Below are 23,312 nucleotides of genomic sequence, written 5' to 3'. Positions count from 1 at the left end.
TGATTGCTCACCGGAAGGCCGCCTCACCGGTCAGGGCCTTGCCGATGGTCAGCTGGTGGACCTCGGAGGTGCCCTCGTAGGTCAGCACCGATTCGAGGTTGTTGGCGTGACGGATGACGGGGTACTCGAGCGTGATTCCGTTGGCGCCGAGGATGGTCCGGCATTCGCGGGCGATCGCGATGGCCTCGCGCACGTTGTTGAGCTTGCCGAGGCTGACCTGCTCCGGGGCGATCTCGCCGCGGTCCTTGATGCGGCCGAGGTGGTAGGCGAGCAGGTGGCCCTTGCCGACCTCGAGCGCCATGTCGGCGATCTTGGCCTGGGTGAGCTGGTAGCCGGCGAGCGGCTTGTCGAACACCTCGCGGGACTGCGAGTACTCGATGGCGGTCTCGAGGCAGTCGCGGGCTGCGCCGATGGCACCGAAGACGATGCCGAAGCGGGCCTCACCGAGCGAGGTCAGCGGTCCGCGCAGACCCTTGGCCTTCGGCATCATCGCCGAGGAGGGCAGACGCACGCCGTCGAGGACGAGCTCCGAGGTGACCGAGGCCCGCAGCGACAGCTTGGAGTGGATCTCCGGTGCGGAGAAGCCGGGGGTGTCGGTCGGGACGACGAAGCCGCGGATGCCCTTGGCGCCTTCTTCGAGGTCGGTCTGCGCCCAGACGACGGCGACGTCGGCGATCGAGCCGTTGGTGATCCACATCTTGGTGCCGTTGAGGATCCAGTCGTCACCGTCGCGCTTGGCGTTGGTGCGCATCCCGGCGGGGTTGGAGCCGAAGTCGGGCTCGGTCAGACCGAAGCAGCCGATCGCCTCGCCGGCGGCCATGCGGGGGAGCCATTCCTGCTTCTGCTCCTCGCTGCCCCAGTGATGGATGGAGAACATCGCCAGCGAGCCCTGCACGGACACGAGGCTGCGGATGCCGGAGTCGACGGCCTCGAGTTCGAGGCAGGCCAGACCGTAGGCGGTGGCGCTCATGCCGGCGCAGCCGTAGCCGTCGAGGTGCATGCCCAGCACACCCAGCTGTCCGAGTTCCTTGGCGAGCTCGCGTGCCGGGAGCTTCGCTTCCTCGAACCACTGGGCCACGTGCGGGCGGATGCGCTCGTTGCCGAACTTGCGGACGGTGTCGCGGATGTCGATCTCCTCCTGCTCGAGCAGGGAGTCGAGGGCGAACAGCTGGGTGAGCGACTGAGCGTTGGACATGGCCTTCTCCGGTGGTCGAGGAAACGTTTGTCAGAACGATTGCGAGAACGTTTGCACGATCGATTGCATGGCCTACGCTAAAGGCATGCTCCGGGCGCGTCAACCCGGAACACGAACTCGATGCCGCACAAGCAGGAGAGCCGCATGCCCCGTCCCGACCGCGCCCCGACGCTCAAGGAGATCGCCGAGCGCGCCGGTGTCCACGTCTCGACGGCATCCCGCGTGCTGCGCCAGCCCGAACCGGTCGACGGCTGGTCGGACTCGGCCCTGCGGGTGCGGAAGGTCGCGGCCGAACTGGGATATCGCCCCAATCTGTGGGCGGCGAGCCTGCGGACCCGCAAGACCACGACCCTCGGTGTCGTCATGCCGCGACTCACCGACGGCGTGGTCGCCACGACCTACCAGGGCATCGAGGAAGCCGCCACGAAGGCGGGCTATTCGGTGCTGCTGTCGAGCCCACCCGATGATCTCGAGGCGCAACGTCGCGCCATCGCGCTGCTCGTGGGCCGGCAGGTCGACGGCCTGCTGCTGAGCAGCATGCACCTCCCGGGGCGTCCGTTCGTCGAATCGCTGGCACTCGGATCGCTGCCCATCCTCGCGGTCACCCGGCACGCCGACGCAGGGTTGCCGTTCGTGGTGGGCGACGACTACCGGGGCGGTGCGCTGGCCGCTCGCCACCTGCTCGACCGCGGTTATGACGACCTGGCGATCATCGCCGGCCCCGACCACGCGAGCACCGCCCGCGACCGCCGCGACGGCTTCGTCGACACCCTGAAGGAAGCATCGGTGTCGCTGCCGCCCGAACGGATCGTGCGGTCGAGCTTCGACGTCGCCGGGGGTGTGGAGACCGCGAGTGCGCTGCTGGATCGCCCCGATCGTCCCCGCGCGATCTTTGCGGTCAGCGACACCATCGCGATCGGCATTCTCGGTGTCGCCCGCGACCTGGGTCTGTCCATCCCTGGTGATCTCGCCGTGGTCGGTTACAACGACATCCCTGTCGTCGCGCAGCTGCCGGTTCCGCTCACCACAGTGCGGTCGCCCGCGCACGACATCGGGGTGACCGCCATCGAGCGGCTCCTCGAACTCGTGCGAAACGGAGAAACGGAATCGACGCGACTTCCCGTCGAACTCGTGGTGCGCGCCTCGAGCTGAGCGACCTCACCCGTTACCGCGGCCGCTGTTCCCGTTGCCGCTGTTCCCGTTCCCATTGCCGTTGTTGCCGTTGTGGTTGCCGCTGTTCCCCCGCGAATTGCCGTTCCCGTTGTTGTTGCCGGGTCCGCTGTTCCCGCGGGATTCGGGTTCGGACCTCGGAGGCCCGGCATCCGCCGACGGTGCGACAGGAGCAGGTACGACGGGCGGAACCACGGGGGTCTCGTCTGCTGTGCGCGCCGGGACGACCGTCGATTCGGGAGTCACCGGGAGCTCGGTGGTGGCCGGTACCCGTTCGGGCGTCGATGCGGACATGCCCGGTGTCCGGGTCTCCGGTGTGGCCGCCGGCGGGGAATCGCCCCGCCCGAATCCGAGCGCGAGACCGCCCACGGTGAGCGCTCCGACCAGCGTCAGACCCGCCGCGACGAGAACTCCACGGGAACGGTCCGTGCCTGCGGTGGTCGTCTGTCCGACAGCCATACCCGCCGGGAGGAGGGCTGTCGCCGCGCGGTCTCCGTCGGAATTCTGCAATGCCGCGAGCATCTCGTGCGCACTGCGGAACCGGTCGGAAGGCTCTCGTGCCATGGCCCGCTCGATCACTGCGACGAGCCCCGGATGGGCATCCGGGCAGAGTTCGGCGAGTGGCTGCGGCCGGTCGTGCGTGATGGCCCGTGCCAGCGCGAGGATGTTGTCCTCGGCGAACGGCCTCCGCCCGCACAGGGACTCGTAGCCGACGACCCCGACCGCGTACAGATCGTCCGTCACGGACGCGGGGTGTCCGGTGATGCGGTCCGGGCTCAGATAGGCGACGGTCCCCACGAGTTCACCGGTGCGGGTGAGGTCGTCGCCGACGCTCTTCGCGATACCGAAGTCGGCGACCTTGATCTCGCCGTTCTCCGCGATGAGCACGTTCGCCGGTTTGATGTCCCGGTGGAGGATCCCCGCCGCGTGCGCGGCGACGAGTGCCTCGAGAATTCCGGCGAGCACCGTACGCACCCGATCGGCGGGTAGGGGTCCGCGGGCGACGTCGTCGGCGAGGGTCCGCCCGGGGAGCCGTTCCATAACGATGTAGGGACGTCCGTCGTGTTCACCCGTGTCGTACACGGCGACGATGCGAGGGTGGTTCAGGGCCGCGGCGGCCCGGGCCTCGACCTCGAAACGACGTCGTACGTCCGGTCTGCTGCCGACCTCCCGTCCGAGCAGTTTGATGGCGACGGGCCGGTGGAGGCGGGTGTCCCAACCGTCGTGGATCTCGCCGCTGCCGCCGACGCCGAGCAGACCGCTCAGCTCGTAGCGGCCGTCGAGAACTTTGTGGACGGTCACAGGGGGACGGTAGCCGTTCGGAGGGGGAAGTAAACAAAATGCGCTGGTGGGAGGACGTGCATGCGAGCTTCATCCGTGATCTTCACCCGCTGCTCGTAACGCGTTTGTAATTCGTGCCGATCTCATGCCCGGGGAGAACCACGCTGCCGGAGGGTCTGGATGAAGACGATTGTGCGAGCCGGGATCGTCGCCGGCATGGCAGCTGCATCGATGGTGTGGCCGGTGTCCGCGATGAGTGAGCCGGGTAGCGAGCAGGGCATCCGATACGTCGCGCTCGGCGACTCGCGTGCCGCCGGACCCTACCTCGACGCAGCGGCGATGCTCAGCGGATGCGCCCGCGCGGACGCGGGATATCCGAACCTCGTCGCGGGTTCGTTGCAGACCGTCAGCTTCGTCAATGTCGCGTGTTCGGGTGCGCGCACCGAGCACATCACGTCCGTTCCGCAGCAGACGTCGACGGGATCGGTCCCGCCGCAGATCGACTCGGTCACTCCGGACACGAATCTCGTCACGCTGAGCATCGGTGGCAACGATGTCGGCTGGTCGGGGATCGTCTCTGCGTGCTACACCGACCTTCCGGGTGGCGACGCGCACTGCCGCACCGATCCGGGCACCACCTCGCGCATGGATGCCGCCCTGAGCGCGCTCGGACCGAAGGTCACCGCGACCCTCACCGCCGTCCAGCAACGCGCACCGCGCGCACGGGTTCTGCTGGTCGGGCACGGCGGTGTCTTCGGCAACCGGGGCTGCTGGCCCAACATCCCCACCAGCGATGCCGACGCATCCTTCGTGACGAACTTCTTCGTGCGGATGAACCGAGTACTCGCCCGGTCCGCCGGTGAGGCCGGCGCGGAATTCGTCGACGTCATGTCCGGCTCGGAAGGACACGATGCGTGTGCGCCCTCCGAGCAGCGCTTCTACGAGGGACGGCAGTCGCTGTCGCTGGCGAAGGCTCTGCATCCCACCGCTGTGGGGATGCGGCACATGGCGCAGCGGGTGGTGGGCGTCGTGCGGCGCTGAACGACTCAGCGCTGCTGCAGGTACTGCAGGACCGCGAGCACTCGTCGATGGCCGTCCATGTCCGGAGGAAGATCGAGTTTGATGAGGATCGACCGCACGTGCTTGGCCACCGCTGCATCGGTGACGATCAGTTTCGCCGCGATGGTCGAATTCGAACCACCTTCGGCCATGAGCGCGAGCACTTCGAGTTCGCGGTTGCTCAATCGTGACAACGGGCTGCGGTTCGTCGCAAGAAGCGTGCGCACCACTTCCGGGTCCACCACGGTGCCACCGGCAGCCACACGTTCGACGTCGGAGACGAACAGCTCGATCTCACCCACCCGGTCTTTGAGCAGATATCCGACACCGCCGGCCTCGGTGTCGATCAGTTCCGCAGCGTAGGCCGGTTGGATGTACTGACTGAGCACCAGAATCGGGAGCTCCGGGTATCGGCGTCGTAGGGACACGGCAGCCACGAGTCCTTCGTCGGTGTGTGTCGGTGGCATCCGCACATCGGTGATCGTCAGATCCGGGGCGTGGTCCTCGACGGCTTTGTCAAGACCGTCGACGTCGGTGACGGCCGCTACGACATCGTGTCCGAAACGCCGGAGGATCCCCACGACTCCTTCCCGGACGAGCAGGGAGTCCTCGGCGAGCACTATGCGTAGCGGTGGCACGGAATCTCCATTCGAAGTCGGGTACCTCCACCCGGAGGACTGTCGAGGGTGAATGTGCCGTCGAGTACGGCCAACCGATGACCGAGTCCATCGAGTCCTGTCCCACGCGCGGGGTCGGCGCCACCGGCGCCGTCGTCGGCTACGTCGAGGATCAAGGTCGCGTCGGACAGGTGCCCGCATACGAAAGCCCGAGTGGCACCGGCGTGCCGGACCACGTTCGCGAGCGCCTCACACACCGCGAAATACGCCGCGGACTCGATGTCGGCGGGTAGACGGGGCACGTCGATACGAATGTCCACCGGGACCGGAGACCGTGCCGCGACATCACCGATCGCCGCTGGAAGTCCTCGCTCGGACAGAACCTGGGGGTGGATACCGCGGATGAGGTCGCGCAGATCCTGCAGAGCGAGACGTGCCTGCTCCCGCGCCTCATCGATACTGGTGGACGCTGCAGAATCGGCAGGGAGATCGAGCTTCGCGATTCCGAGCGACATGGACAGTGCCACGAGTCGTTGTTGCGCGCCGTCGTGCAGGTCGCGCTCGATGCGGCGGCGTTCGGCGTCGAACGCTTCCGTGAGGGCGCTGCGGGAGAGGGTCACCTCCTCCAGGCGGCGATCCAGTTCTGCGTCCCGAGGCGACAGCATCGCCCGGGCGATCTCGGCCCGGCCGGCCGCCCACACCGCGACGATGTATGCCGCGATCGGAAACAACGCCAACGAGACGAGAACGCCGAGAATTCGATAGAGCGGGGGCACACCGACTTCCGTCAGAGACACCTGCACTCCGAAGCCGATGACGCCCAGGCACAGTGCGAGCACCAACGCGTCGATCCAGCACAACACGGATGCGTTCACGACCGCGTATCCGAGCTCGCGCCAGGTGACTCGTTCGCGTAACCGCGTGCGCAACCACGGGCGCAGACCCGGTTCGGTGACCCGCACGTGCGGGTCGTATGTCGCTTCCTCGTCGACGAGCCGGAGCCGCACCCGTTCCCAGCGAGCGATGGGGATGCCCATCAAGAGGGAAGCTCCCAGAAGGAGCAGGCCGATGACGTAGACGGACAGCACTACGGCGATGGCGACGGCGGCTGCGGTGACCGCACCGAGCGCTGCGCCCGTCACGAGATAAAGCCCGGCGCGCCAGGGCCACAACGATGCAAGGAACCGCCGTGGCGACCGGATCACCGCGGCACGAAGGGTGCGAGGTTCCACGGTGGAGGACGTTACCGCGCCGCAGCGTCCGACACAGTAGTGCTTGCACTACTCCACATTGTCGTCTCCGGGAGACCGACACGACCGTCTCCGGGCGCTTGAGTGGAAGCCATGACTACGACGATTCGAACCGCAGTACGTGGACAGGTTGTGTTGCAGGGCATCTGCCGGCGATTCACGCCGGGTGAGCACGTGGTGACCGCCCTCGATGATGTATCGGTCGAGTTCGCCGCGGGGACCTTCACGGCCATTATGGGTCCGTCCGGATCCGGGAAGTCGACCCTGATGCATTGTGCTGCAGGACTCGACCGCCCCGACGAGGGAACGGTACGCGTGGGCGATGTCGAGACGACGTCGCTGGACGAGAAGACGGCGACGATCTTCCGCCGTCGTCAGGTCGGGTTCGTCTTCCAGGCGTTCAACCTGGTTCCGTCGCTGACAGCGGAACAGAACGTGGCACTGCCGATGCGCCTCGACGGACGGAAACCGGAGGCCGAGGAGGTCACTGCGGCGCTCGACCTCGTCGGCCTGGGTGATCGTGCCGCCCATCTGCCGTCCGAACTGTCGGGCGGACAACAGCAACGGGTTGCGATCGCGCGAGCGTTGATCTGTCGGCCATCCGTGCTGTTCGCCGACGAACCGACGGGTGCGCTCGACATCACGTCGTCCCGCACCGTGCTCCGGCAACTCCGTGACCTTGTCGACCGGAACGGTCAAACCGTCGTGACGGTCACCCACGACCCGGTCGTCGCTGCGGCTGCGGATCGCGTGCTGTTCCTCGCCGACGGTCGGGTGGTCGACGAGTTCGGAGCGGGTGCGACCGCGCAACGTATCGGTGCCCGGATGACGGAATGGGAGGCGTGATGTTCTCCCTTGCACTGTCTTCGGCCCGACACCAGTGGCGCACGCTGCTCGGCAGCGGAGTGGCCCTCGCCTGCGGTATCGGTCTGCTGGCTGCGACCCTACTCGTGATCGTCTCCGCGCAGCCACGACCATCTGCCCGGTACGCCGACGCAGACCTGATGGTGGTCACCGAAGAGATGGGCCAGACGTACAACGCGACACCCGTGCGGCGCCCGCTGGACGACGTCGACGAGACCGAACTCGTCACACGTCTGCAGAATGTGGCGGGGGTTGCGTCGGTCATCCCCGATCGGGTGTTTCCGGCCCAGCTCGCAGATGGTGACCGGATCCTCACCCCCACGGACCACGACGACCCGCTCGGCCACAACATGTCGTCGTCGATGCTGGGCACCGAACGGATCGCCGCAGGTCTACCGCCGGCCGGTGCCGGACAGGTGGTGGCCCCCGAATCCAGTGGTCTGCAACCTGGCGACGCTGCCACTCTTCTCACTGCTGCCGGCCGGGTGCCCGTCACCGTGTCGGGCGTTGCGAACGGTCGGTCGATCTATCTCGACGACGTCACCGCCGCGTCGATGTCGTCCGGTGTGACCGCCGTGGGTGTCGTCCTTCACGACGGTGTCGACCCCGCTTCCGTACGGCACGACCTCGCGGCTGCGGTCGGGGATACCGGCGAGGTGCTGACCGGCGCGGATCTGGTGAGGACCGAGAGCTCGGCGGATCGCGGCGCGCGGAACATCGGGTCACAGTTGCTCGGAACGATGGGGTTGCTTGCCGCGATGATCACGGTGTTCATCGTGGCGACCACCTTCGCCTTCACGGTGACACAGCGTCGCCGCGAACTCGGACTGTTACGCGCGGTGGGCGCCACACCGCGACAGGTCCGACGCATGCTGCTGACGGAAGCCCTCGCGGTGGGGGCAGTGTCGAGCGTGGCGGGGGCCGGGCTGGGATGCGCGGTCGCGCCGGTGCTGGGTGGATGGATGCGTGGGGCCGACATGCTGCCTCGGGGATGGGAGCTCTCGATTACGGTCCTGCCCGTACTCGCCTCGGTGGCCACCGGTGTAGGGGTCGCCCTCTCGGGCGTGTGGCTCGCGTCTCGGCGGGCGGCGACGGTACAGCCGATCGAGGCACTGCGTGAAGCCCACGCGGAGCGGTCACCGATGACGACCGGACGCCGAATCGTCGGCGGGGTGGGCGTAGTCGGTGCCGTGGCATGTGCAATCGCGAGTGCTGCCGGCAGTGGTGGCTCGACGGTCTCGTTCGCGGTCGTCGCCGTGATGGCAGCCGTCGTCGGGTTCACGGCTCTCGGACCGGTCTATCTCCCACGATTGCTGCGGGCGGTCGTACCGGGCGCCGGACCCGTCGCGCAGCTGTTCCGTGCCGAGGCGACACACGGGGCGCGCCGCGTGTCGTCGGTAATGGCGCCGATTCTGGTGCTCGCCGGTTTCGCGGTGTTGCTCACGGGCATCGTCGACACGATGGACACGGCATTCGACGGTGCCGCGTCCGCTGCCATTCCCTCGGAACTGGTCGTATCACCGGCCGACGGCAGTCCTGCGATGCCGAGCGACACGCGTGAGAAGGTGTGGTCGGCCGGTGAAACGGATGTGGTCGCACCCGTCGCCACCACGGTGATCCTCCACGACAGGGCGCTGGACGCGTGGGGAATTTCCGGGGAGGAGCTTTCGTCGATGGGGTTGACCGTTCGAGAGGGTTCCCCGGAACTGCTGGATGGCGGCAGCGTCGTGCTCGACGCGGATGCAGCGATCCGCTTGGGGCTGGGCGCCGGAGCCACGGTCGAGACCACATTCCCGGACGGGACGAGCGCTCCGCTCGACGTGGTGGCCGTCGTATCGGGTGGTCCGGCCTTCTCGTATGTGGATCATGGGACGGCCCTTGCACACGACCGGACTGCGATGACTCCGATCCTGTACGTCGACGGAACCGACCAGCAGGCCCTCTCCGAGGCCATGATGGGAACAGCGGTGCAGGTCGAGACGCCTGCTCGGTTCGAGAGCGCAGGGAACGCCGAGGAGGAACGTCTGCTCCGCTTGTTCGAACTCGCGCTGGTGGGAATGTCGCTGACATTCGCGGCCCTCGCGGTGGTCAATACGACGTCGATGGCTGCAGCGGACAGGCGGTCCGCACTGGCACTGCTGCAACGTATCGGTGCAACCCGCCGGCAGGTGTACGGACTCGTCGCGCTGGAGGCGTTCGTGGTCGCAACGGTCGGCGTCGTTCTGGGAGTGCTTCTCGCGTGGCCGGCTCTGGCCGGGGTGGCAGCGGGACTCTCCGACGACGTGAGCCGCGCGGTGTCTCCGTCCGTCCGGTGGAGTGCGGTAGGAACCGTAGCAGTCGTCTCGGTAGGAATCGTGTCGGCAGCGGCCGTTGTTCCCACGACTCGTGCCTTGCGCTCGTCGGTCGGGTGATTCGTGGCCCAGGGGCCGTAGGTAGACAACCGAGAGGTGAGGCTCACAACCCTCATGGTCGACCACCAGGGTTGTGAGCTTCACTTCTGCGTTGTGGACCTCGAGCGACGACCAGCGGCGTTTCGTTCGTGACACTCGCCGGACACGACGGCGAAAAAGTGGAATGCTGCACTCCACTGCGTGTCCACATCCGTCGAACCGGTCCTACGCGGGAGGCCTCGATGACGATCTACCGACAACAGCTCGGCGGAACCGGCTACGAGTTCGACGGCCTCGTCGATCTGCTCGGGAAGGCCTCTCCGCGCCGCTCGGGTGATGAACTCGCCGGCTGCGCGGCCACCTCGGATGCCGAACGTGCCGCGGCGCAGCTGGCCCTCGCCGACCTCCCGCTGACCACCTTCCTCACCGAGGTGGTCGTGCCGTACGAGACCGACGAGGTCACCAGGCTGATCGTCGATACCCACGACGCGACGGCCTTCGCCCCGGTCTCGCACATGACCGTCGGGGGACTGCGCGACCATCTCCTGGAGGTCGCGGCCCGACCGGACTCCGCCGACGTGCTCGCGGCACTCGCGCCGGGACTCACCCCGGAGATGGTCGCGGCGACCAGCAAGATCATGCGCAACCAGGACCTCATCGCGGTCTCCCGCGCAGCGACCGTGACCAGCGCGTTCCGCACGACCATCGGGTTGCCCGGCCGGCTCGCGACGCGCCTGCAACCGAACCATCCCGTCGACGATCCGCGCGGGGTCGCCGCGTCCGTCCTCGACGGTCTGCTGATGGGATGCGGCGACGCGGTGGTCGGGATCAATCCGGCGAGCGACTCGCCGCACGCGGTGTCCGACCTGCTGCACCTGCTCGACGAGATCCGGCAGCGATTCGAGATCCCCACCCAGGCGTGCGTGCTGACCCACGTCACCACCACTATCGATCTGATCGAGAAGGACGCACCGGTCGATCTGGTGTTCCAGTCCGTCGCCGGTACCGAGGGCGCCAACCGCAGCTTCGGGGTGGACCTCGCAGTGCTGCGGGAGGGCAACGAGGCCGGCAGGTCGCTGCGACGGGGGACCGTCGGCAACAACGTCATGTACTTCGAGACCGGGCAGGGTTCGGCGTTGTCGTCGGGAACCCATTTCGGAACCGGTGGCAGGTCGGTGGATCAGCAGACCCTCGAAGCGCGCGCCTATGCCGTTGCGCGCGAGTTCGAACCGCTGCTCGTCAACACCGTCGTCGGGTTCATCGGACCGGAATACCTGTACGACGGCAAACAGATCATCCGCGCGGGTCTCGAAGACCAGTTCTGCGGCAAACTCCTCGGCCTGCCTATGGGTGTGGACGTCTGCTACACCAATCATGCCGAGGCCGATCAGGACGACATGGACACCCTGCTGACCCTGTTGGCCGTTGCCGGAACAGCATTCGTCATCACAGTGCCGGGTGCCGACGACGTGATGCTCGGCTATCAATCGCTGTCGTTCCACGACGCGCTGTACGTGCGGGAGGCCGCCGACCTGCGGCCGGCACCGGAGTTCGAGGACTGGCTACGCAGGCAGGGTATGGCGGACGATATCGGTCGCATCCTGCCGGTGGACGTCGGCACGTCCCCTCTGCGCGCACTCGGAGGTGCCTTGTGAGCGACCTGTGGGACGAATTGCGCCGGAACACCCAGGCACGGATCGGCCTGGGACGCACCGGGAACAGCATCCCGACGCGCCGTCATCTGGAATTCGTGGCGGCCCATGCCGAGGCGCGCGACGCCGTGCACGTCCCGCTCGATGTGCATTCCTTGGCTCAGCGGGTTCGTGATCTCGGGCTCGGTGAGCAGTTGATCGTGGAAAGCGCAGCAGGAGATCGCAGTACGTATCTGCGTCGCCCCGACCTCGGCCGGCAGCTCGCCGAGGGGACCACGCTGCCGCGCATGGAGGCCGATCTCGGTATCGCGCTGTGCGACGGGTTGTCGTCCACCGCTCTCGACGCCCACGGACCCGATCTGCTCGCGGCGATCGTCGCGGCCCTGCCGGGGCTGACGGTGGCGCCGCCGGTGCTCGCGACGCAGGCGCGCGTCGCGCTGGGCGACCATATCGGTGAGCAACTCGGTGTCACGACGATGCTCGTCATCATCGGTGAACGTCCCGGCCTGTCGGTGGCCGACAGCGTCGGCGTGTACCTGACGCACCACCCGAGGCCGGGACGCAGTGACGCCGAACGCAACTGCGTGTCGAACATCCATCTGCCCGGCGGGATGACCTACGAGCATGCAGCGCGCGTCGTCGCGGCCCTCGTGAACGGCGCGCGACAGTTGGGGGCGTCGGGGGTGGCGTTGAAGGACACCTCGCGGGATCCCGCACTCACCGACCCCGACAGCGGAGCGGGAATCGGTCATCGGAGCGCGTAAAAGCGCGCTCCGATGACCATTTCGCGCTCTGCTGCCCTCGGTCGAGGGTGGTTACCGGAGGAAGTGCGCGTACTCCCCGCGCCGCTCCGCCTTCAGCGTCGTGTTGAGCACCAGGCGGGTCTGGAGGCGGATGTAGTCGTCGAGGGTGTAGATGGATCCGAAGTGCCAGTGCTTGAGCGCCCACCCGTGGGCGAGGAGCAGGATGTCGAACACCATCAGGTCGACGTCGATGGGCTCCATGATGCCGGCGGCGATGCCGTCGTCGAGGGCGGAGCGCAGCGGCGCCGACGTCTCGACCTCCAGTTCCTTGATCCGGGCACGACCGGCAGCGTCGAGCGTGCGGCTCTCCCGGTAGGTGAGAACGGTGGCGTCGAGGTTCTCGTCGACGATCTCGATATAGCGGCGGATGCCGGCGGCGAGCCGTTCGACCGGGTCGTCGCCGGCGGCCTCCATCGCAGGTTCGATCTGATCGCGGAAGGTGTCGAGGATCGAGACGATGGTGGCGAGAAGGATTTCCTCCTTGCCACCGAAGTACTTGTAGATCAGTCCGACGCTGACACCGGCCTCGTCGGCCAGCGCCTGCATCGACATCTGGTGGAAACCGGTGCGCTGCATGACCTGCACGGCGGCGTCGAGGACCTGCTTGCGGCGGGAACTGGTACGAACTGCCCGCACGGCCTCTTCCACGGGAAGTGCATCGTGGTCGGTGGTCATAGGGGCTCCTCGTCGCTTTTCGGTCCGATTCACAGTACCGAGTGCTCAGCGGGGTGAATCGTGCAGCTGGGACGGTCGTCAGATCCCGAGATCCTTCGCGACGATCGTCTTCATGATCTCGGTGGTTCCGCCGTAGATCGTCTGGATACGGGCGTCGACGAAAGCGCGTGCGACGCCGTATTCGCGCATGTAACCGTAGCCACCGTGCAATTGCAGGCACCGGTCGGCGACACGCACCTGGAGTTCGGTGGCCCACCACTTCAGACGCGCGGCGCGGGCGGCGGTGAGCTGCCCGGACACGTGCTCGGCGATGCAGTCGTCGAGATAGGTGCGGGCGATGTCGAGCTCGGTGGCCAGCTCGGCGAGCACGAACTGGGTGTTCTGGAAGCTCGACACCGGCTTCCCGAATGCTTTCCGTTCGCGGACGTAGTCGAGGGTCTGCGCGAGGACACCCTCGGCTGCAGCGACCGCGCCGATCGACAGCGACAATCGTTCCTGCGGGAGGTTGTGCACCAACTGGTAGAAGCCGCGACCTTCGTCGCCGAGCCGGTTCGCGACCGGCACCCGCATGTCGGTGAACGTCAGCTCGCTGGTGTCCTGGGCGTGCAGACCGATCTTCTCGAGATTGCGTCCGCGGGAGAAGCCCGGGGTGTCGGCCTCGACGACCAGCAGCGTCAGACCCTTGTGCGGGTCGTCGGAGGTGCGGGTCGCGACGACGAACAGGTCGCCGTTCTGACCGTTGGAGATGAACGTCTTGGCTCCGTTGACGACGTAGTGGTCGCCGTCGCGCACCGCGGAGGTGCGGATGCCGGTGAGGTCACTGCCGGTGCCGGGTTCGGTCATGGCGATACCCAGCACGGTCTCGCCGCTGACGACGCCGGGCAACCAGCGTGCCTTCTGTTCGTCGTCGGTCAGCTCGGTCAGGTAGGGCAGCACCACGTCGTTCTGCAGGGAGAACGCAATGCCGGCTGCGGCGTTGCCGGCGCGGTTGACCTCCTCGATGAGGATGGCGTTGTACCGGAAGTCGTCGACGCCGGGACCGCCGTACTTCTCGTCGACGGAGAAGGCGAGCAGTCCGAGCTTGCCCGCTTCGGTGAACAACGACCGGTCGAGGCAGCTCGCGTGCTCCCAGTCCTCGTGCACGGGGGTGATCTTGTCGCGGACGAAGTCGCGGGCGACCTCCCGGAACTGCTGGTGCTCGGTCTCGTAGTCGAGGCGTGCATTCATCGGGTGATCCTCGAGTCGGTGGGTGCGGTGAACAATCCTGCGGCGAATTCGTCGGCTGCCGTTCGGGTTGCCTTGTAGTGCAGTTTCTTTCCGGTGGCCGAGACCGGCAGCGACTCGACGAACCGGTAGGCCCGCGGTCGCTTGAAGGTGGACAACATCGGGTGTTCGCGACAGTGCGCGTCGAGGGCGTCGGCCGTGACGTCCGGGCTGCCGGCGACGATGTACGCGACGACGATGCGTCCCCACCGGTCGTCGGGCACGCCGACGACGAGGCAGTCGGACACACCCGGATGCGAGTTGAGCGCTTCCTCGACCTGCACCGGATGGACGTTCTCACCACCGCAGACGAGCATGTCGTCCTTGCGTCCGACGATGGTGACGAACTCCCCGGCATCCCACGTCGCGAGGTCGCCGATGTGCAGCCATCCGTTGTTGAACTTGGCCTTCTCCTGGTCGGGGGAGTCGAAGTAGGCGTTCGAACCCTTGGGGGAGCGGACGATCACCTCTCCGACCTCTTCGCCGTCCTTGGCGACGACGTCGTCGTGGTGGGCGAGTCGGTCCTCGTAGATGTGAACCACGCGCACGTCGTCGTCGGTGCACGCTCGGCCCGCGGTGCCGGCATGCTCGGGCAGATCGGTGGGGCGAAGGAAGGTGTTCCAGAACCCTTCGGTGCTGCCGTAGCCGTTGAAGATCCGCGGGTTGAGAACCTGCTGGTAGCGCAGTGCCGCTTCACGTTCGAGCGGCGCACCCATCGTGACGATGCCGCGCAGCGATGACAGGTCGCGCGGACGGGCCTCCTGCGCGGCCGCGAGCATCGCAAGGTTGGTGGGTGCTCCGATGAGGAAGGTGAGTCCGTGCTCGGCGACGAGGTCGAGGACGCGGTCGGCGTCGAAGCTGCGCAGCGGCACCACTTCTCCACCGATGTAGAAGACCGGGTTGGGTCCTCCGGAGTACAGGCCGCCGCGGTGGAACCACGGCGTCATGTTGAGCGTCTTGTCCTCGGGACTCAACGGGAAATGCATGATGACGTCGTGCGCGCTGAAGATCTCGATCATGCTGTTGAGCGGCACACCCTTCGGCATGCCGGTGGTGCCCGAGGTGTAGAGGCGGGTGGTCTCGTCCCACACCGTCCGGTGCAACGGCGGGAGCGCGACCCGCTCGGCCGCCAGGTGCCGGTACCGCACAACGGTGGCACCGGGAACGGAGACCGGATCGCCGTCGCCCACCGCGACGATCACCTTCGGGGTGTGCGCCGAGCGTTCCAGCGCCTCCGTCACCATCGGGGTGAGCTCGGTGTCGTAGACGAAGACCGTGGGTGCGGACTTGTCGAGGACGAACGCGGTCTCGCCGGCTGCGAGCCGGAAGTTGATCGGCGAACCCACCGCGCCCACCGCCTGGGTGGCGAGATACAGCTCAGCGAACTCGACACTGTTGAACAGCTGATAGGCGACGACATCCCCGGCCTGCACGCCTGCATCGGCCAGACCAGTGGCGACTCGGTCGACGCGTTCGCCGAGTTCGGCGTAGGTCAACCGGGTTCCGGTCTCGGGATCGGTGATGGCAACGCGGTTCCCGTACCGTCCCAGGTTGCGCCGGAAGCCGTTGAGATACGTGAAGTCGTTCTCGAAGTACTCCCGGTAGGCCCGGGCGTTGTACGACGCGCTCATGATTCGATCTCCCCTGACGATGTCGATCAGCCGGCCATGGTGAGGCCGCCGCTGACGCTGATCACCTGGCCCGTGATGAACGATGCGGCCTCGGATGCGAAGAACAGGACGGGTGCGGCGACCTCCTCGGGTCGCGCGAGTCGCCGGAACGGAATGGCCTTGATTAGAGCAGCTTTGAGCTTCTCCTCCTGGGCCTGGAACAGCGGTGTGTCGGTGGGGCCGGGGCACACGCAGTTGACGTTGATGTTGTGCCGGGCCATCTCGCGGGCGAGCGACTTGGTGAGGGCGATGACGCCACCCTTCGCGCCCGCATAGATGGATTCGCCGGAACTGCCGACCCGGCCGGCATCGCTGGCGAGGTTGATCACGCGACCACCGTTGCCTGCGTCGATGATGCCGGGCAGGAAAGCGCTGCAGATGTGCACCGGGCCGAGATAGTTGATCGCGACGACCTTCTCGGCGAACTCCGGTGTGGCGTTGAGGAACTGATCGGTGCGGTCCCAGCCGGCAGCGTTGACGATCACGTTGGGCACGCCCACTTCTGCGTGGGTGCGGTCGCGGAGTTCGTCGACCTGGGCGCGGTCGGCGATGTCGACCGGCAGTGCCGTGATCAGCTGGGGGTACTCCTTGGCCGTGGCTTCGGCAGCCGCCAGGTCGAGATCGGCGGCGACGACGCGATCACCCTGCGCGGCGAAGGCGAGAGCGATGGCCTTGCCGATTCCGGAACCGGCGCCGGTGACCAGTGCGATGTTGCTCATGGGAGATCCTTACGGGTCTGGGAAGTTCGGATCAGGCCTTGACGTACTTCGCGAAATCGGCGGGTCGCTTCTCCGCGAACGCCTTGGCTCCTTCGAGCCCCTCCTCGGACTTGCCGAACAGGTCGAGGGCCGACATCGCGAGATTGCTCAGGCCGGCCTGGTGGTCGGTGTCGGCATTGAACGACTGCTTGAGGAACTTGATCGCGGTGGGGCTCTTCTCGGCGATCTCGGCAACGACCGCCTTCGCCTCGTCGAGCAGTTTGTCTTGCGGGACAACCCAGTTCACCAGTCCCCAGCGTTCGGCGGTGGCGGCGTCGTACTGGCGGCACAGGTACCAGATTTCTCTCGCGCGCTTCTCTCCGACGACGCGGGCGAGGAAGGCAGAGCCGAATCCGGCGTCGAACGAGCCGACCTTGGGTCCGGCCTGGCCGAACCGGGCGTTTTCCGACGCGATCGAGAGGTCGCACAGGACGTGGAGAACGTGTCCGCCGCCGACGGCGACGCCGTTGACGGCTGCGATGACCGGCTTGGGGATGTCGCGGATGAGCTTGTGGAGGTAGCCGATCTCGAACATGCCGCTCTCGGTGGGCCCGTAGTCGCCGGTCTCGGCGCGCTGCTTGACGTCGCCGCCGGTGCAGAAGGCCTTCTCACCGGCGCCGGTGAGGATGATGGCCGAGACGCGGCTGTCGGCCCAGGCCGATCGGAACGCCTTGATCAGTTCCTCGACGGTCTTGCCCCGGAAGGCGTTGTAGCGCTCGGGCCGGTTGATGGTGATGATGCCGGCTGCGCCGTCGATCTCGTAGGTGATGTCTTCGAAGTCGGTCATGGGTTCCCCTTCATCGCTGCAGGTAGGAGCCTGATCGAACAGCCATTTCCTGCGGGTGAATGACTATTCATTTTTCATGAATCTACATTCACGAACAGGGTGTGTCAACCGTCACAGGGACGCTTCGCCGACTTGGGTGGATCTGCCCCCGGATTCCGGGGCTCAACCCACCGAAATCGACAACTGGGCGTGGTAACGACGAGGGGTGGCGATCCGACACCAGTTCAGGAGGGCATTCAGCGCGTGTGCAGTCGGGAAAGCAGCGGCGCACGGGGCCTGGTGTCGGATTGAAGGAGAAACATGAAGTTCGTCGTCCCCTACCTGCGCGTCGTAGCGGGGATGTTCGCCGCCATCACGCTGTGGCTGGCGATCGTGGAAGTGGTCAACGGCAACGGGGCCGACGCGATCCTGTTCCTGGCATTCGCGGCCGGCCTGGGATATCTCGCGATCGGCAAGCCCCTGCGCGACCGCCGCAAGCGCATCAAGGCCGAGCAGGACGCGATCGCCGCACGCGCCGAAGCCGGCCACCGCGCGTTCCTCGCGGGGGATGTGCGGGCGGCGATGGCGCCGCCGCCCGAGCCGCCGAAGCCTCCGAGGATCCGCCGCGGGGTGGTCATCGCCGCTGCCGTCGCCGGACTGATCGTCCTCATGGGAATCATCGGTGACATCTCGGACGGGCTCGACTCGCCGACGAAGGACGACGCGAGTACGACTCCTCGCGCTGCCGCACCGACGACCACCACGCCGTACACGACCTCGGCTGCCACCACGGCACGGACCGTCGCTCCGGAAACCACTCCCGCGACGAGGATTTTCACCACGCAGGTCGCGGCTGTCGCGTCCACCGCGGTGATGCCGAACGTCGTGTGCATGGATCTCCAAGCGGCACAGGACACCATCCAGGCCGCCGGCGTGTTCTACTCCACGAGCGTCGACGCGACCGGTCAGGGACGTGCGCAGGTATGGGACAGGAACTGGGTCGTCGTCGACCAGACCCCCTCGGTGGGAACATCGATCGGTGAAGGCGACCCAGTGCTGTCGGTTCTGAAAGAGGGCGAATTCAGCGGGTGTTAGGCCATCGGCTGCTCCGTGCGGGAGAGATCCTCGGTGGTGGCGGTGTTCGACGGATGCCGGCCACCCTCGAGGAACCCCATCGTTCCCGGCCGTAGGGCCTCGACCCGCAGACCCGCCATCGCGGCCTTCAGCCCGAGATCCTTGATCGTCGAGGCGATTCGGCCGGAGTATGCCTGTTCCTTCGGGGTGTCGTCCCGCTCGTGGAACTGGACGACGCCGACGTGTCGGCCCAGGCTCACGCCGACACCGTTGAACCCGAAATCGAGGTTCGCGGGTTCCTCACCGGCGATTCGGCTGAGAACCGTGTCGGCCGCAGCCAGGCCGGTGGGCAGGGCGGACTGGCATGCCATCCGCACCGGCTCTCCCGACGGTGCCGCGCAGTCACCGGCGGCGATCACGCGGTCGTCGTCGATGCTGGTCATCGTTTCGTCGGTGAGGATCCGGCCGAGTTCATCCGTCCTGAAGCCGCTGGAGCGGGCCAGTTCGGGAACGCCGAATCCGGCGGTCCAGACGGTGATCGCACTCTCGAGGACGGTGTCGTCGTCGAGAGTGAAGCCGTCGGGTCCGACGCGGGTGACGCGCGCGTTCTCGATGATCTCGACCTGCAGGTCCGCGAGCCGTTCGTAGGTTGCGGCACGGGCCTTCTCGGACAGCATCGGACCGATGGCACCGCTGCACACGAGGCGCACGCGACGTCCCTGTTCGGCCAGCTCGCCGGCTGTTTCGAGCCCGGTGAGCCCGGCCCCGACGACCGTGACGACGGCATCCGGCTCGAGGTTGCTCAGCGCGTACTGCAGGCGTTCGGCATGCTCGAATTCGGCCACCGGGAACGCGAATTCCTCGACGCCGGGAACGGTGGACCGTCTCGTGGCGGTACTTCCGACGGCGTAGACGAGGTAGTCGTAGCCGACCGTTCCGCCGGATGCGAGATGGACGGTGCGCGTGCCGGGTTCGATGCGGGTCACGGTATCGACCAGAAGGTCGACTCCTTTCGCCAGAAGTTTGCGGTAGTCGCCGGATGCATGGTGGTTGCCGACCGCGAACTGGTGCAACCGGGTTCGCTGGACGAAGTGCGGCCGGGGATTGATGACGGTGACCGCAGCCTTCCTGCTCATGCGGTTGGCAGCGACCGTTCCGGCATATCCACCGCCGATGACGACGACACGGGGGCGTGTGTTGAACATGGCTTCTCCGATCCGTTCGTTGGCTCCGTCGGGAGCCCTCGTCATGTAGGACCGGACAGCTACGTCGTTTGTGACATGCCGCGCCGAACAATCGGCAGAATTCAGGGGCGTTGCAGGTCACGCAGTTGCTGGACAAGGGCGCGCACGTCGGCGACTCGTCCCAGGTGCGCGAGCTTCTCCGGGTTGGTGAGGACCCGGATCGCACCGATCTTCCCGTCCGTCACGTCGAACGTCATGACCTGCACGATGGCACCCTCGGCGTCCCGCACGATCAGGCCGGGAAGCCTGTTGATCTCATGGGACTCGAGCACCATGCCGAGCTGAGCCATGGGCGAGACGAACGAGGCGAGCAACCGCCGCACCTTCTCGTCGCCGACCACGATCTTCCGTACGGCAGGTGTCTTGCCGCCGCTGTCGGCGACGAGATGTACATCGGCTGCCAGCATGTCGCGCAGGGCGTCGACGTCGCCGTCCTGGAACGCCGTGAGGAATCGTGCGGTGAGCTGTTCGTGCGCCTGCGGATCGGTGTCGAACCGCGCCGAACCTTGATCGACGTGGCGCCGAGCCCGCACCGCGAGCTGCCGGCACGCCGCTTCGGAGCGGTCGACGATCGCGGCGATCTCCGAGAAACCGAATCCGAATGCCTCGCGCAACACGAAGACGGCTCGTTCGAGCGGACTGAGACGTTCGAGCAGCACGAGGGCTGCCGTCGAGACCGATTCCCGCAGTTCGGCCGAGCGCGCCGGATCGTCGTACGGCTCCTCGAGTATCGGTTCCGGCAGCCACTCGCCGACGTAGTGTTCGCGCCTGGCCCGGGCAGATTCGAGCATGTTGATCGATACCCGGGTGACGACGGTGGACAGGAAGGCTCTGGCCGAATCCGGTTCGACGCCGGAGGTTTCGTATCGCACCCAGGTGTCCTGCACCGCGTCCTCGGCTTCGGTCACGCTCCCGAGGATGCGGTAGGCGATGGCGAACAACAGTGGACGCAGGTTCTCGAACTCTTCGACGCCGGTCACGTCGGCCCTTCCCGTAGACCCGTGCTTCGATCACAGCACTCCACCCGGGGTTCGCGCAACGAGGATGAATTCGATCAGGGACGAATCGGGCGCCCTGCGGGCGGCTGCCCTCGACCGATCGGAGACCCTTCGGGTCCCTGAGTCGTCGTCCCCTTCCCCAAGGCTGCCCGGTCGCCATGCCCCGATAGACCGTCTCGGCCAGCACGGATAGCCCCACGTCGCGGAGGACGTGCGGCTCGTACTGGACCCGGTCGTTCGTGTCGACCCGCACGATCGGGTGCTCCACCACCAGCTGTGGAGACGAGGGATACTGGTGCCCAGTCGGTTTCGAGACAGGGAACGGCCCCGGCTCGCAGCGTCCGCGCGCTGACGTCGGACTGTGGGAGACGAGCGACGAGCTGCGTCGACGCGCCTCGGCTACCGGAACGGCCCTCGTGCGCGACGATGCAGGTGAAACGCCTCGAGCCCTCCGATCACGGTGGATCGGAGGGCTGGAAAGTCAGGACGTCGGGCGTGAACCCGGGGGAGCGGGTGTGTGTCGGCCGGCGCGGAAGAACGCGCTCGCGGCTCGTTGCTGGAATACGCCTCTCGAAGGCGTGTGGATAGACTCCACCCTACGGTGCATGACAGGTTCCTTCTGTCGTGTGCCCAGACCCCGGTCCGGTGTTGGCGCACCTGCCGGGGTCGACCTGTTTTCAGGTCGGTGGAGGGATGGTCGCACGGGTGTGCGAAGTCGTCAACTCGAACACACGTTCTGCTCTTGCGTGCCCTGGAATCATGGGAAGCGCGCACGAGGGAGGCGCCGTGTCCGATCCGAACCAGGACGATGTCGAAGCCGAACTGATCGCGTTCGTCCGTGCCTGGGCCGAGGCCATCGTGTCGAACGACGCCGAGCGGATCGCCGAGTTCGCGGACGACGACTGGGTGATGGTCTCCGAATCCGGCACGGAATCGGGCCGACGCTTTCTGTCATTGGTCGCGTCCGGTGAACTGACCCATTCCGCGATGGACACGGTCGGGGAGATTCGAGTGCGTGTCCACGGGGACACCGCGATCCTGACGGCCCGGGTGACAAACACTGCGCACTTTGCCGGCGAGCAGTTCGACGCGGATGAATGGACCACCGACGTGCTCGTCAGGCGAGGCGGGAAGTGGCAGTGCGTCCTGACCCACACCACACCCGCACGCAGCGATACGTCCGAATAGCGCTTCTTGCAACGATTGTCGCGGTTGTTCATGGACAGCCCAGTGGTTCGGATGTAAAACCGATTGTCAGCCGTCATCGAATCCGACCCGGCCTATGGTGAGACTTCTTCGCGTCGAGCCCCCACTTCCCACAAGTGCGCGTCGAGATGGCACAGTGCGGCACGGCCGACATCCGGGAAGAAGGGGACTCGCGTGGGAGCTGTGCGACGCACGGTGGTGGCGACCGCAGTCGCGGCCACAGCCGCGGTAGGTGTATCGACGGGGCAGGCGGCGGCGACTCCTGCCATCGACACCGTTGTGAACGGTGCACTGTCCGTCACCCCACTGTGCCAGGGAACCATCGACGCGCTGATCATCGCGTGCACCGAGCTCGAGAAGCTGACACCGCACTTCCCGCTGATGCTCGACCTCAACCCGCGGGGTACGCACCTCGTCGTGCTCGGGGCCGGACTCACCGAGGACGGCAAGATCCGGCCGGTGCTCGAAGAACGGCTCGAAGCGGCTCTTCGTGCAGCGCAACGCTATCCGGAGTCGCCGATCGTCGTCACCGGTGGCGTCCCGCGCAACGGTGTTACCGAAGCGCAGGCCATGAAGGACTGGCTGGTCGCGCGAGGCATCCCGCCCGAACGCATCACCGAGGAATCGCAGTCGACCTCCACCGTCGAGAACGCACGCTTCACCAACGACGTTCTGCTCGAACGGCGAGCCACGGGCGCTGTACTGGTGACGAACCGAGACCATCTCGAACGCGCGATGATCAACTTCCGGCAGGCGGTCGACGCACGTATTCCGGTCGCGGGCATCGTCGCAGCGTGAGCGCAGGAAGTATCAACTCGACGTGTTCGCCTTCCGTGTCAGTACCTGACTGATCTCCGAAACATTCTTCGCCAGTTCGAAGTTGACCCATCCGGCTACTTCCCATAGAGGTGAGGGTTCGGGCATGAGTCCGATGATCGTCTTCTCGATGTCGGTAGCTTCGAGAAGCGCGGCCCATTCGGTGCGAAGAGTCCGGATGCGGTCGGTCGAGCCGGACCACTCGTAGGCGTCCGGCCCGACCACAGTTCCCCCACTGCAGACCGCCACGGTGTTCGTCCACCACCACTCGATGTGCCAGAGCAGCCACGCAATCGTGGGCTCCGGAAGGGCCTCGGCCGTTTCGTCCGGCCAGTCGGCGACCAGACGCCCGTCGACCCGCCGAACGCCCACGCAGTTCGACGACGGCTCCCAGTGCACGGCAGCCTCGTCGATCCGCGGCAGCACGTGTTGTTCTGCGACACTCCTATTGACTTGCTGTCAAGCGGCGGTCGTTTGGCGTCGAGGCTGCAGCGTCTGGACGATGAGTGGATAGAGCTGCCGAACGAGATACCGTTTCAGGCAGCGGATGATTTCCATCTT

The 23,312-nt window shown here is 66.7% G+C and carries 21 protein-coding genes; 9 read left to right on the top strand and 12 right to left on the bottom strand.

Features of this window, described 5'->3' with window-relative positions:
* Positions 1-7: 7 nt before the first annotated feature.
* Positions 8-1,195: an acyl-CoA dehydrogenase family protein gene (locus tag B9C99_RS12080; RefSeq protein WP_059382746.1), complete on the bottom strand. Its 1,188-nt coding sequence runs from the start codon at positions 1,193-1,195 to the stop codon at positions 8-10.
* A 120-nt stretch (positions 1,196-1,315) separates the two neighbouring features.
* On the opposite strand from B9C99_RS12080, the gene B9C99_RS12075 reads away from it, so the two are divergent.
* Positions 1,316-2,347 (top strand): LacI family DNA-binding transcriptional regulator, encoded by a 1,032-nt coding sequence (locus B9C99_RS12075; protein ID WP_088898010.1) that lies wholly within the window; start codon positions 1,316-1,318, stop codon positions 2,345-2,347.
* Positions 2,348-2,353: 6 nt separating this feature from the next.
* On the opposite strand, the gene B9C99_RS12070 is transcribed toward B9C99_RS12075, so the two are convergent.
* Positions 2,354-3,667 carry a serine/threonine-protein kinase gene (locus B9C99_RS12070; RefSeq protein WP_088898009.1) on the bottom strand — a complete coding sequence of 438 codons (1,314 nt, stop codon included), beginning with the start codon at positions 3,665-3,667 and terminating at the stop codon, positions 2,354-2,356.
* Between the two features lie 159 nt (positions 3,668-3,826).
* On the opposite strand from B9C99_RS12070, the gene B9C99_RS12065 reads away from it, so the two are divergent.
* On the top strand, positions 3,827-4,687 hold the full coding sequence (locus B9C99_RS12065) for an SGNH/GDSL hydrolase family protein (RefSeq protein ID WP_088898008.1): 861 nt from the start codon (positions 3,827-3,829) through the stop codon (positions 4,685-4,687).
* A 5-nt stretch (positions 4,688-4,692) separates the two neighbouring features.
* Here B9C99_RS12065 and B9C99_RS12060 read toward each other — a convergent pair whose 3' ends face one another.
* Together B9C99_RS12060 and B9C99_RS12055 are read right to left on the bottom strand one after the other, a co-directional pair.
* Positions 4,693-5,343 carry a response regulator transcription factor gene (locus B9C99_RS12060; RefSeq protein WP_037192291.1) on the bottom strand — a complete coding sequence of 217 codons (651 nt, stop codon included), beginning with the start codon at positions 5,341-5,343 and terminating at the stop codon, positions 4,693-4,695.
* Positions 5,325-6,554 (bottom strand): sensor histidine kinase, encoded by a 1,230-nt coding sequence (locus B9C99_RS12055; RefSeq protein WP_026061843.1) that lies wholly within the window; start codon positions 6,552-6,554, stop codon positions 5,325-5,327. The genes B9C99_RS12060 and B9C99_RS12055 overlap by 19 nt, the downstream gene beginning before the upstream one ends.
* A 111-nt stretch (positions 6,555-6,665) precedes the next feature.
* On the opposite strand from B9C99_RS12055, the gene B9C99_RS12050 reads away from it, so the two are divergent.
* The 4 genes from B9C99_RS12050 (at position 6,666) to eutC (ending at position 12,242) form a co-directional block, all read left to right on the top strand.
* Positions 6,666-7,418: an ABC transporter ATP-binding protein gene (locus B9C99_RS12050; RefSeq protein ID WP_026061842.1), complete on the top strand. Its 753-nt coding sequence runs from the start codon at positions 6,666-6,668 to the stop codon at positions 7,416-7,418.
* Positions 7,418-9,847, top strand: a complete 2,430-nt coding sequence (locus B9C99_RS12045; protein WP_172414934.1) for an ABC transporter permease — start codon at positions 7,418-7,420, stop codon at positions 9,845-9,847. The genes B9C99_RS12050 and B9C99_RS12045 overlap by 1 nt, the downstream gene beginning before the upstream one ends.
* A 221-nt stretch (positions 9,848-10,068) precedes the next feature.
* Positions 10,069-11,481, top strand: a complete 1,413-nt coding sequence (locus tag B9C99_RS12040; protein ID WP_088898006.1) for an ethanolamine ammonia-lyase subunit EutB — start codon at positions 10,069-10,071, stop codon at positions 11,479-11,481.
* The gene (eutC, locus tag B9C99_RS12035) at positions 11,478-12,242 is read left to right on the top strand and encodes an ethanolamine ammonia-lyase subunit EutC (RefSeq protein ID WP_088898005.1); all 765 of its coding nucleotides are present in this window, start codon (positions 11,478-11,480) and stop codon (positions 12,240-12,242) included. Before B9C99_RS12040 ends, eutC begins: the two co-directional genes overlap by 4 nt.
* 51 nt (positions 12,243-12,293) lie before the next feature.
* On the opposite strand, the gene B9C99_RS12030 is transcribed toward eutC, so the two are convergent.
* From B9C99_RS12030 to B9C99_RS12010, 5 genes are all read right to left on the bottom strand, one after another.
* Positions 12,294-12,956: a TetR/AcrR family transcriptional regulator gene (locus tag B9C99_RS12030; RefSeq protein WP_088898004.1), complete on the bottom strand. Its 663-nt coding sequence runs from the start codon at positions 12,954-12,956 to the stop codon at positions 12,294-12,296.
* A 78-nt stretch (positions 12,957-13,034) separates the two neighbouring features.
* Positions 13,035-14,183: an acyl-CoA dehydrogenase family protein gene (locus B9C99_RS12025; protein ID WP_088898003.1), complete on the bottom strand. Its 1,149-nt coding sequence runs from the start codon at positions 14,181-14,183 to the stop codon at positions 13,035-13,037.
* A complete protein-coding gene (locus B9C99_RS12020; protein ID WP_088898002.1) occupies positions 14,180-15,850 on the bottom strand; it encodes a class I adenylate-forming enzyme family protein in 1,671 nt (556 codons plus the stop codon). Before B9C99_RS12020 ends, B9C99_RS12025 begins: the two co-directional genes overlap by 4 nt.
* A gap of 26 nt (positions 15,851-15,876) precedes the next feature.
* Complete coding sequence (locus tag B9C99_RS12015) at positions 15,877-16,608, bottom strand: SDR family NAD(P)-dependent oxidoreductase (protein ID WP_088898001.1); 732 nt, start codon at positions 16,606-16,608, stop codon at positions 15,877-15,879.
* Positions 16,609-16,639: 31 nt separating this feature from the next.
* Positions 16,640-17,434: an enoyl-CoA hydratase-related protein gene (locus B9C99_RS12010; protein ID WP_088898000.1), complete on the bottom strand. Its 795-nt coding sequence runs from the start codon at positions 17,432-17,434 to the stop codon at positions 16,640-16,642.
* 300 nt (positions 17,435-17,734) lie between these two features.
* Between B9C99_RS12010 and B9C99_RS12005 the strand changes: the two genes are divergently transcribed.
* Positions 17,735-18,508 (top strand): PASTA domain-containing protein, encoded by a 774-nt coding sequence (locus tag B9C99_RS12005; RefSeq protein ID WP_088897999.1) that lies wholly within the window; start codon positions 17,735-17,737, stop codon positions 18,506-18,508.
* Here the strand turns inward: B9C99_RS12005 and B9C99_RS12000 are convergent.
* Together B9C99_RS12000 and B9C99_RS11995 are read right to left on the bottom strand one after the other, a co-directional pair.
* Positions 18,505-19,692, bottom strand: a complete 1,188-nt coding sequence (locus tag B9C99_RS12000) for an FAD-dependent oxidoreductase (RefSeq protein ID WP_088898136.1) — start codon at positions 19,690-19,692, stop codon at positions 18,505-18,507. The genes B9C99_RS12005 and B9C99_RS12000 overlap by 4 nt on opposite strands.
* A gap of 101 nt (positions 19,693-19,793) precedes the next feature.
* Positions 19,794-20,711 (bottom strand): RNA polymerase sigma-70 factor, encoded by a 918-nt coding sequence (locus B9C99_RS11995; protein ID WP_088897998.1) that lies wholly within the window; start codon positions 20,709-20,711, stop codon positions 19,794-19,796.
* Between the two features lie 804 nt (positions 20,712-21,515).
* On the opposite strand from B9C99_RS11995, the gene B9C99_RS11990 reads away from it, so the two are divergent.
* Positions 21,516-21,917: a nuclear transport factor 2 family protein gene (locus tag B9C99_RS11990; protein ID WP_253250058.1), complete on the top strand. Its 402-nt coding sequence runs from the start codon at positions 21,516-21,518 to the stop codon at positions 21,915-21,917.
* A gap of 201 nt (positions 21,918-22,118) precedes the next feature.
* The gene (locus tag B9C99_RS11985; protein ID WP_088897996.1) at positions 22,119-22,733 is read left to right on the top strand and encodes a YdcF family protein; all 615 of its coding nucleotides are present in this window, start codon (positions 22,119-22,121) and stop codon (positions 22,731-22,733) included.
* Between the two features lie 12 nt (positions 22,734-22,745).
* On the opposite strand, the gene B9C99_RS11980 is transcribed toward B9C99_RS11985, so the two are convergent.
* Positions 22,746-23,177: a DinB family protein gene (locus B9C99_RS11980; RefSeq protein ID WP_253250057.1), complete on the bottom strand. Its 432-nt coding sequence runs from the start codon at positions 23,175-23,177 to the stop codon at positions 22,746-22,748.
* Between the last annotated feature and the right edge of the window lie 135 nt (positions 23,178-23,312).

Origin of the sequence: Rhodococcus sp. BUPNP1 (assembly GCF_002215235.1) — a bacterium.
Classification (GTDB): Bacteria; Actinomycetota; Actinomycetes; order Mycobacteriales; family Mycobacteriaceae; genus Rhodococcus.
This window is presented reverse-complemented; position numbering and strand designations above follow the sequence as displayed.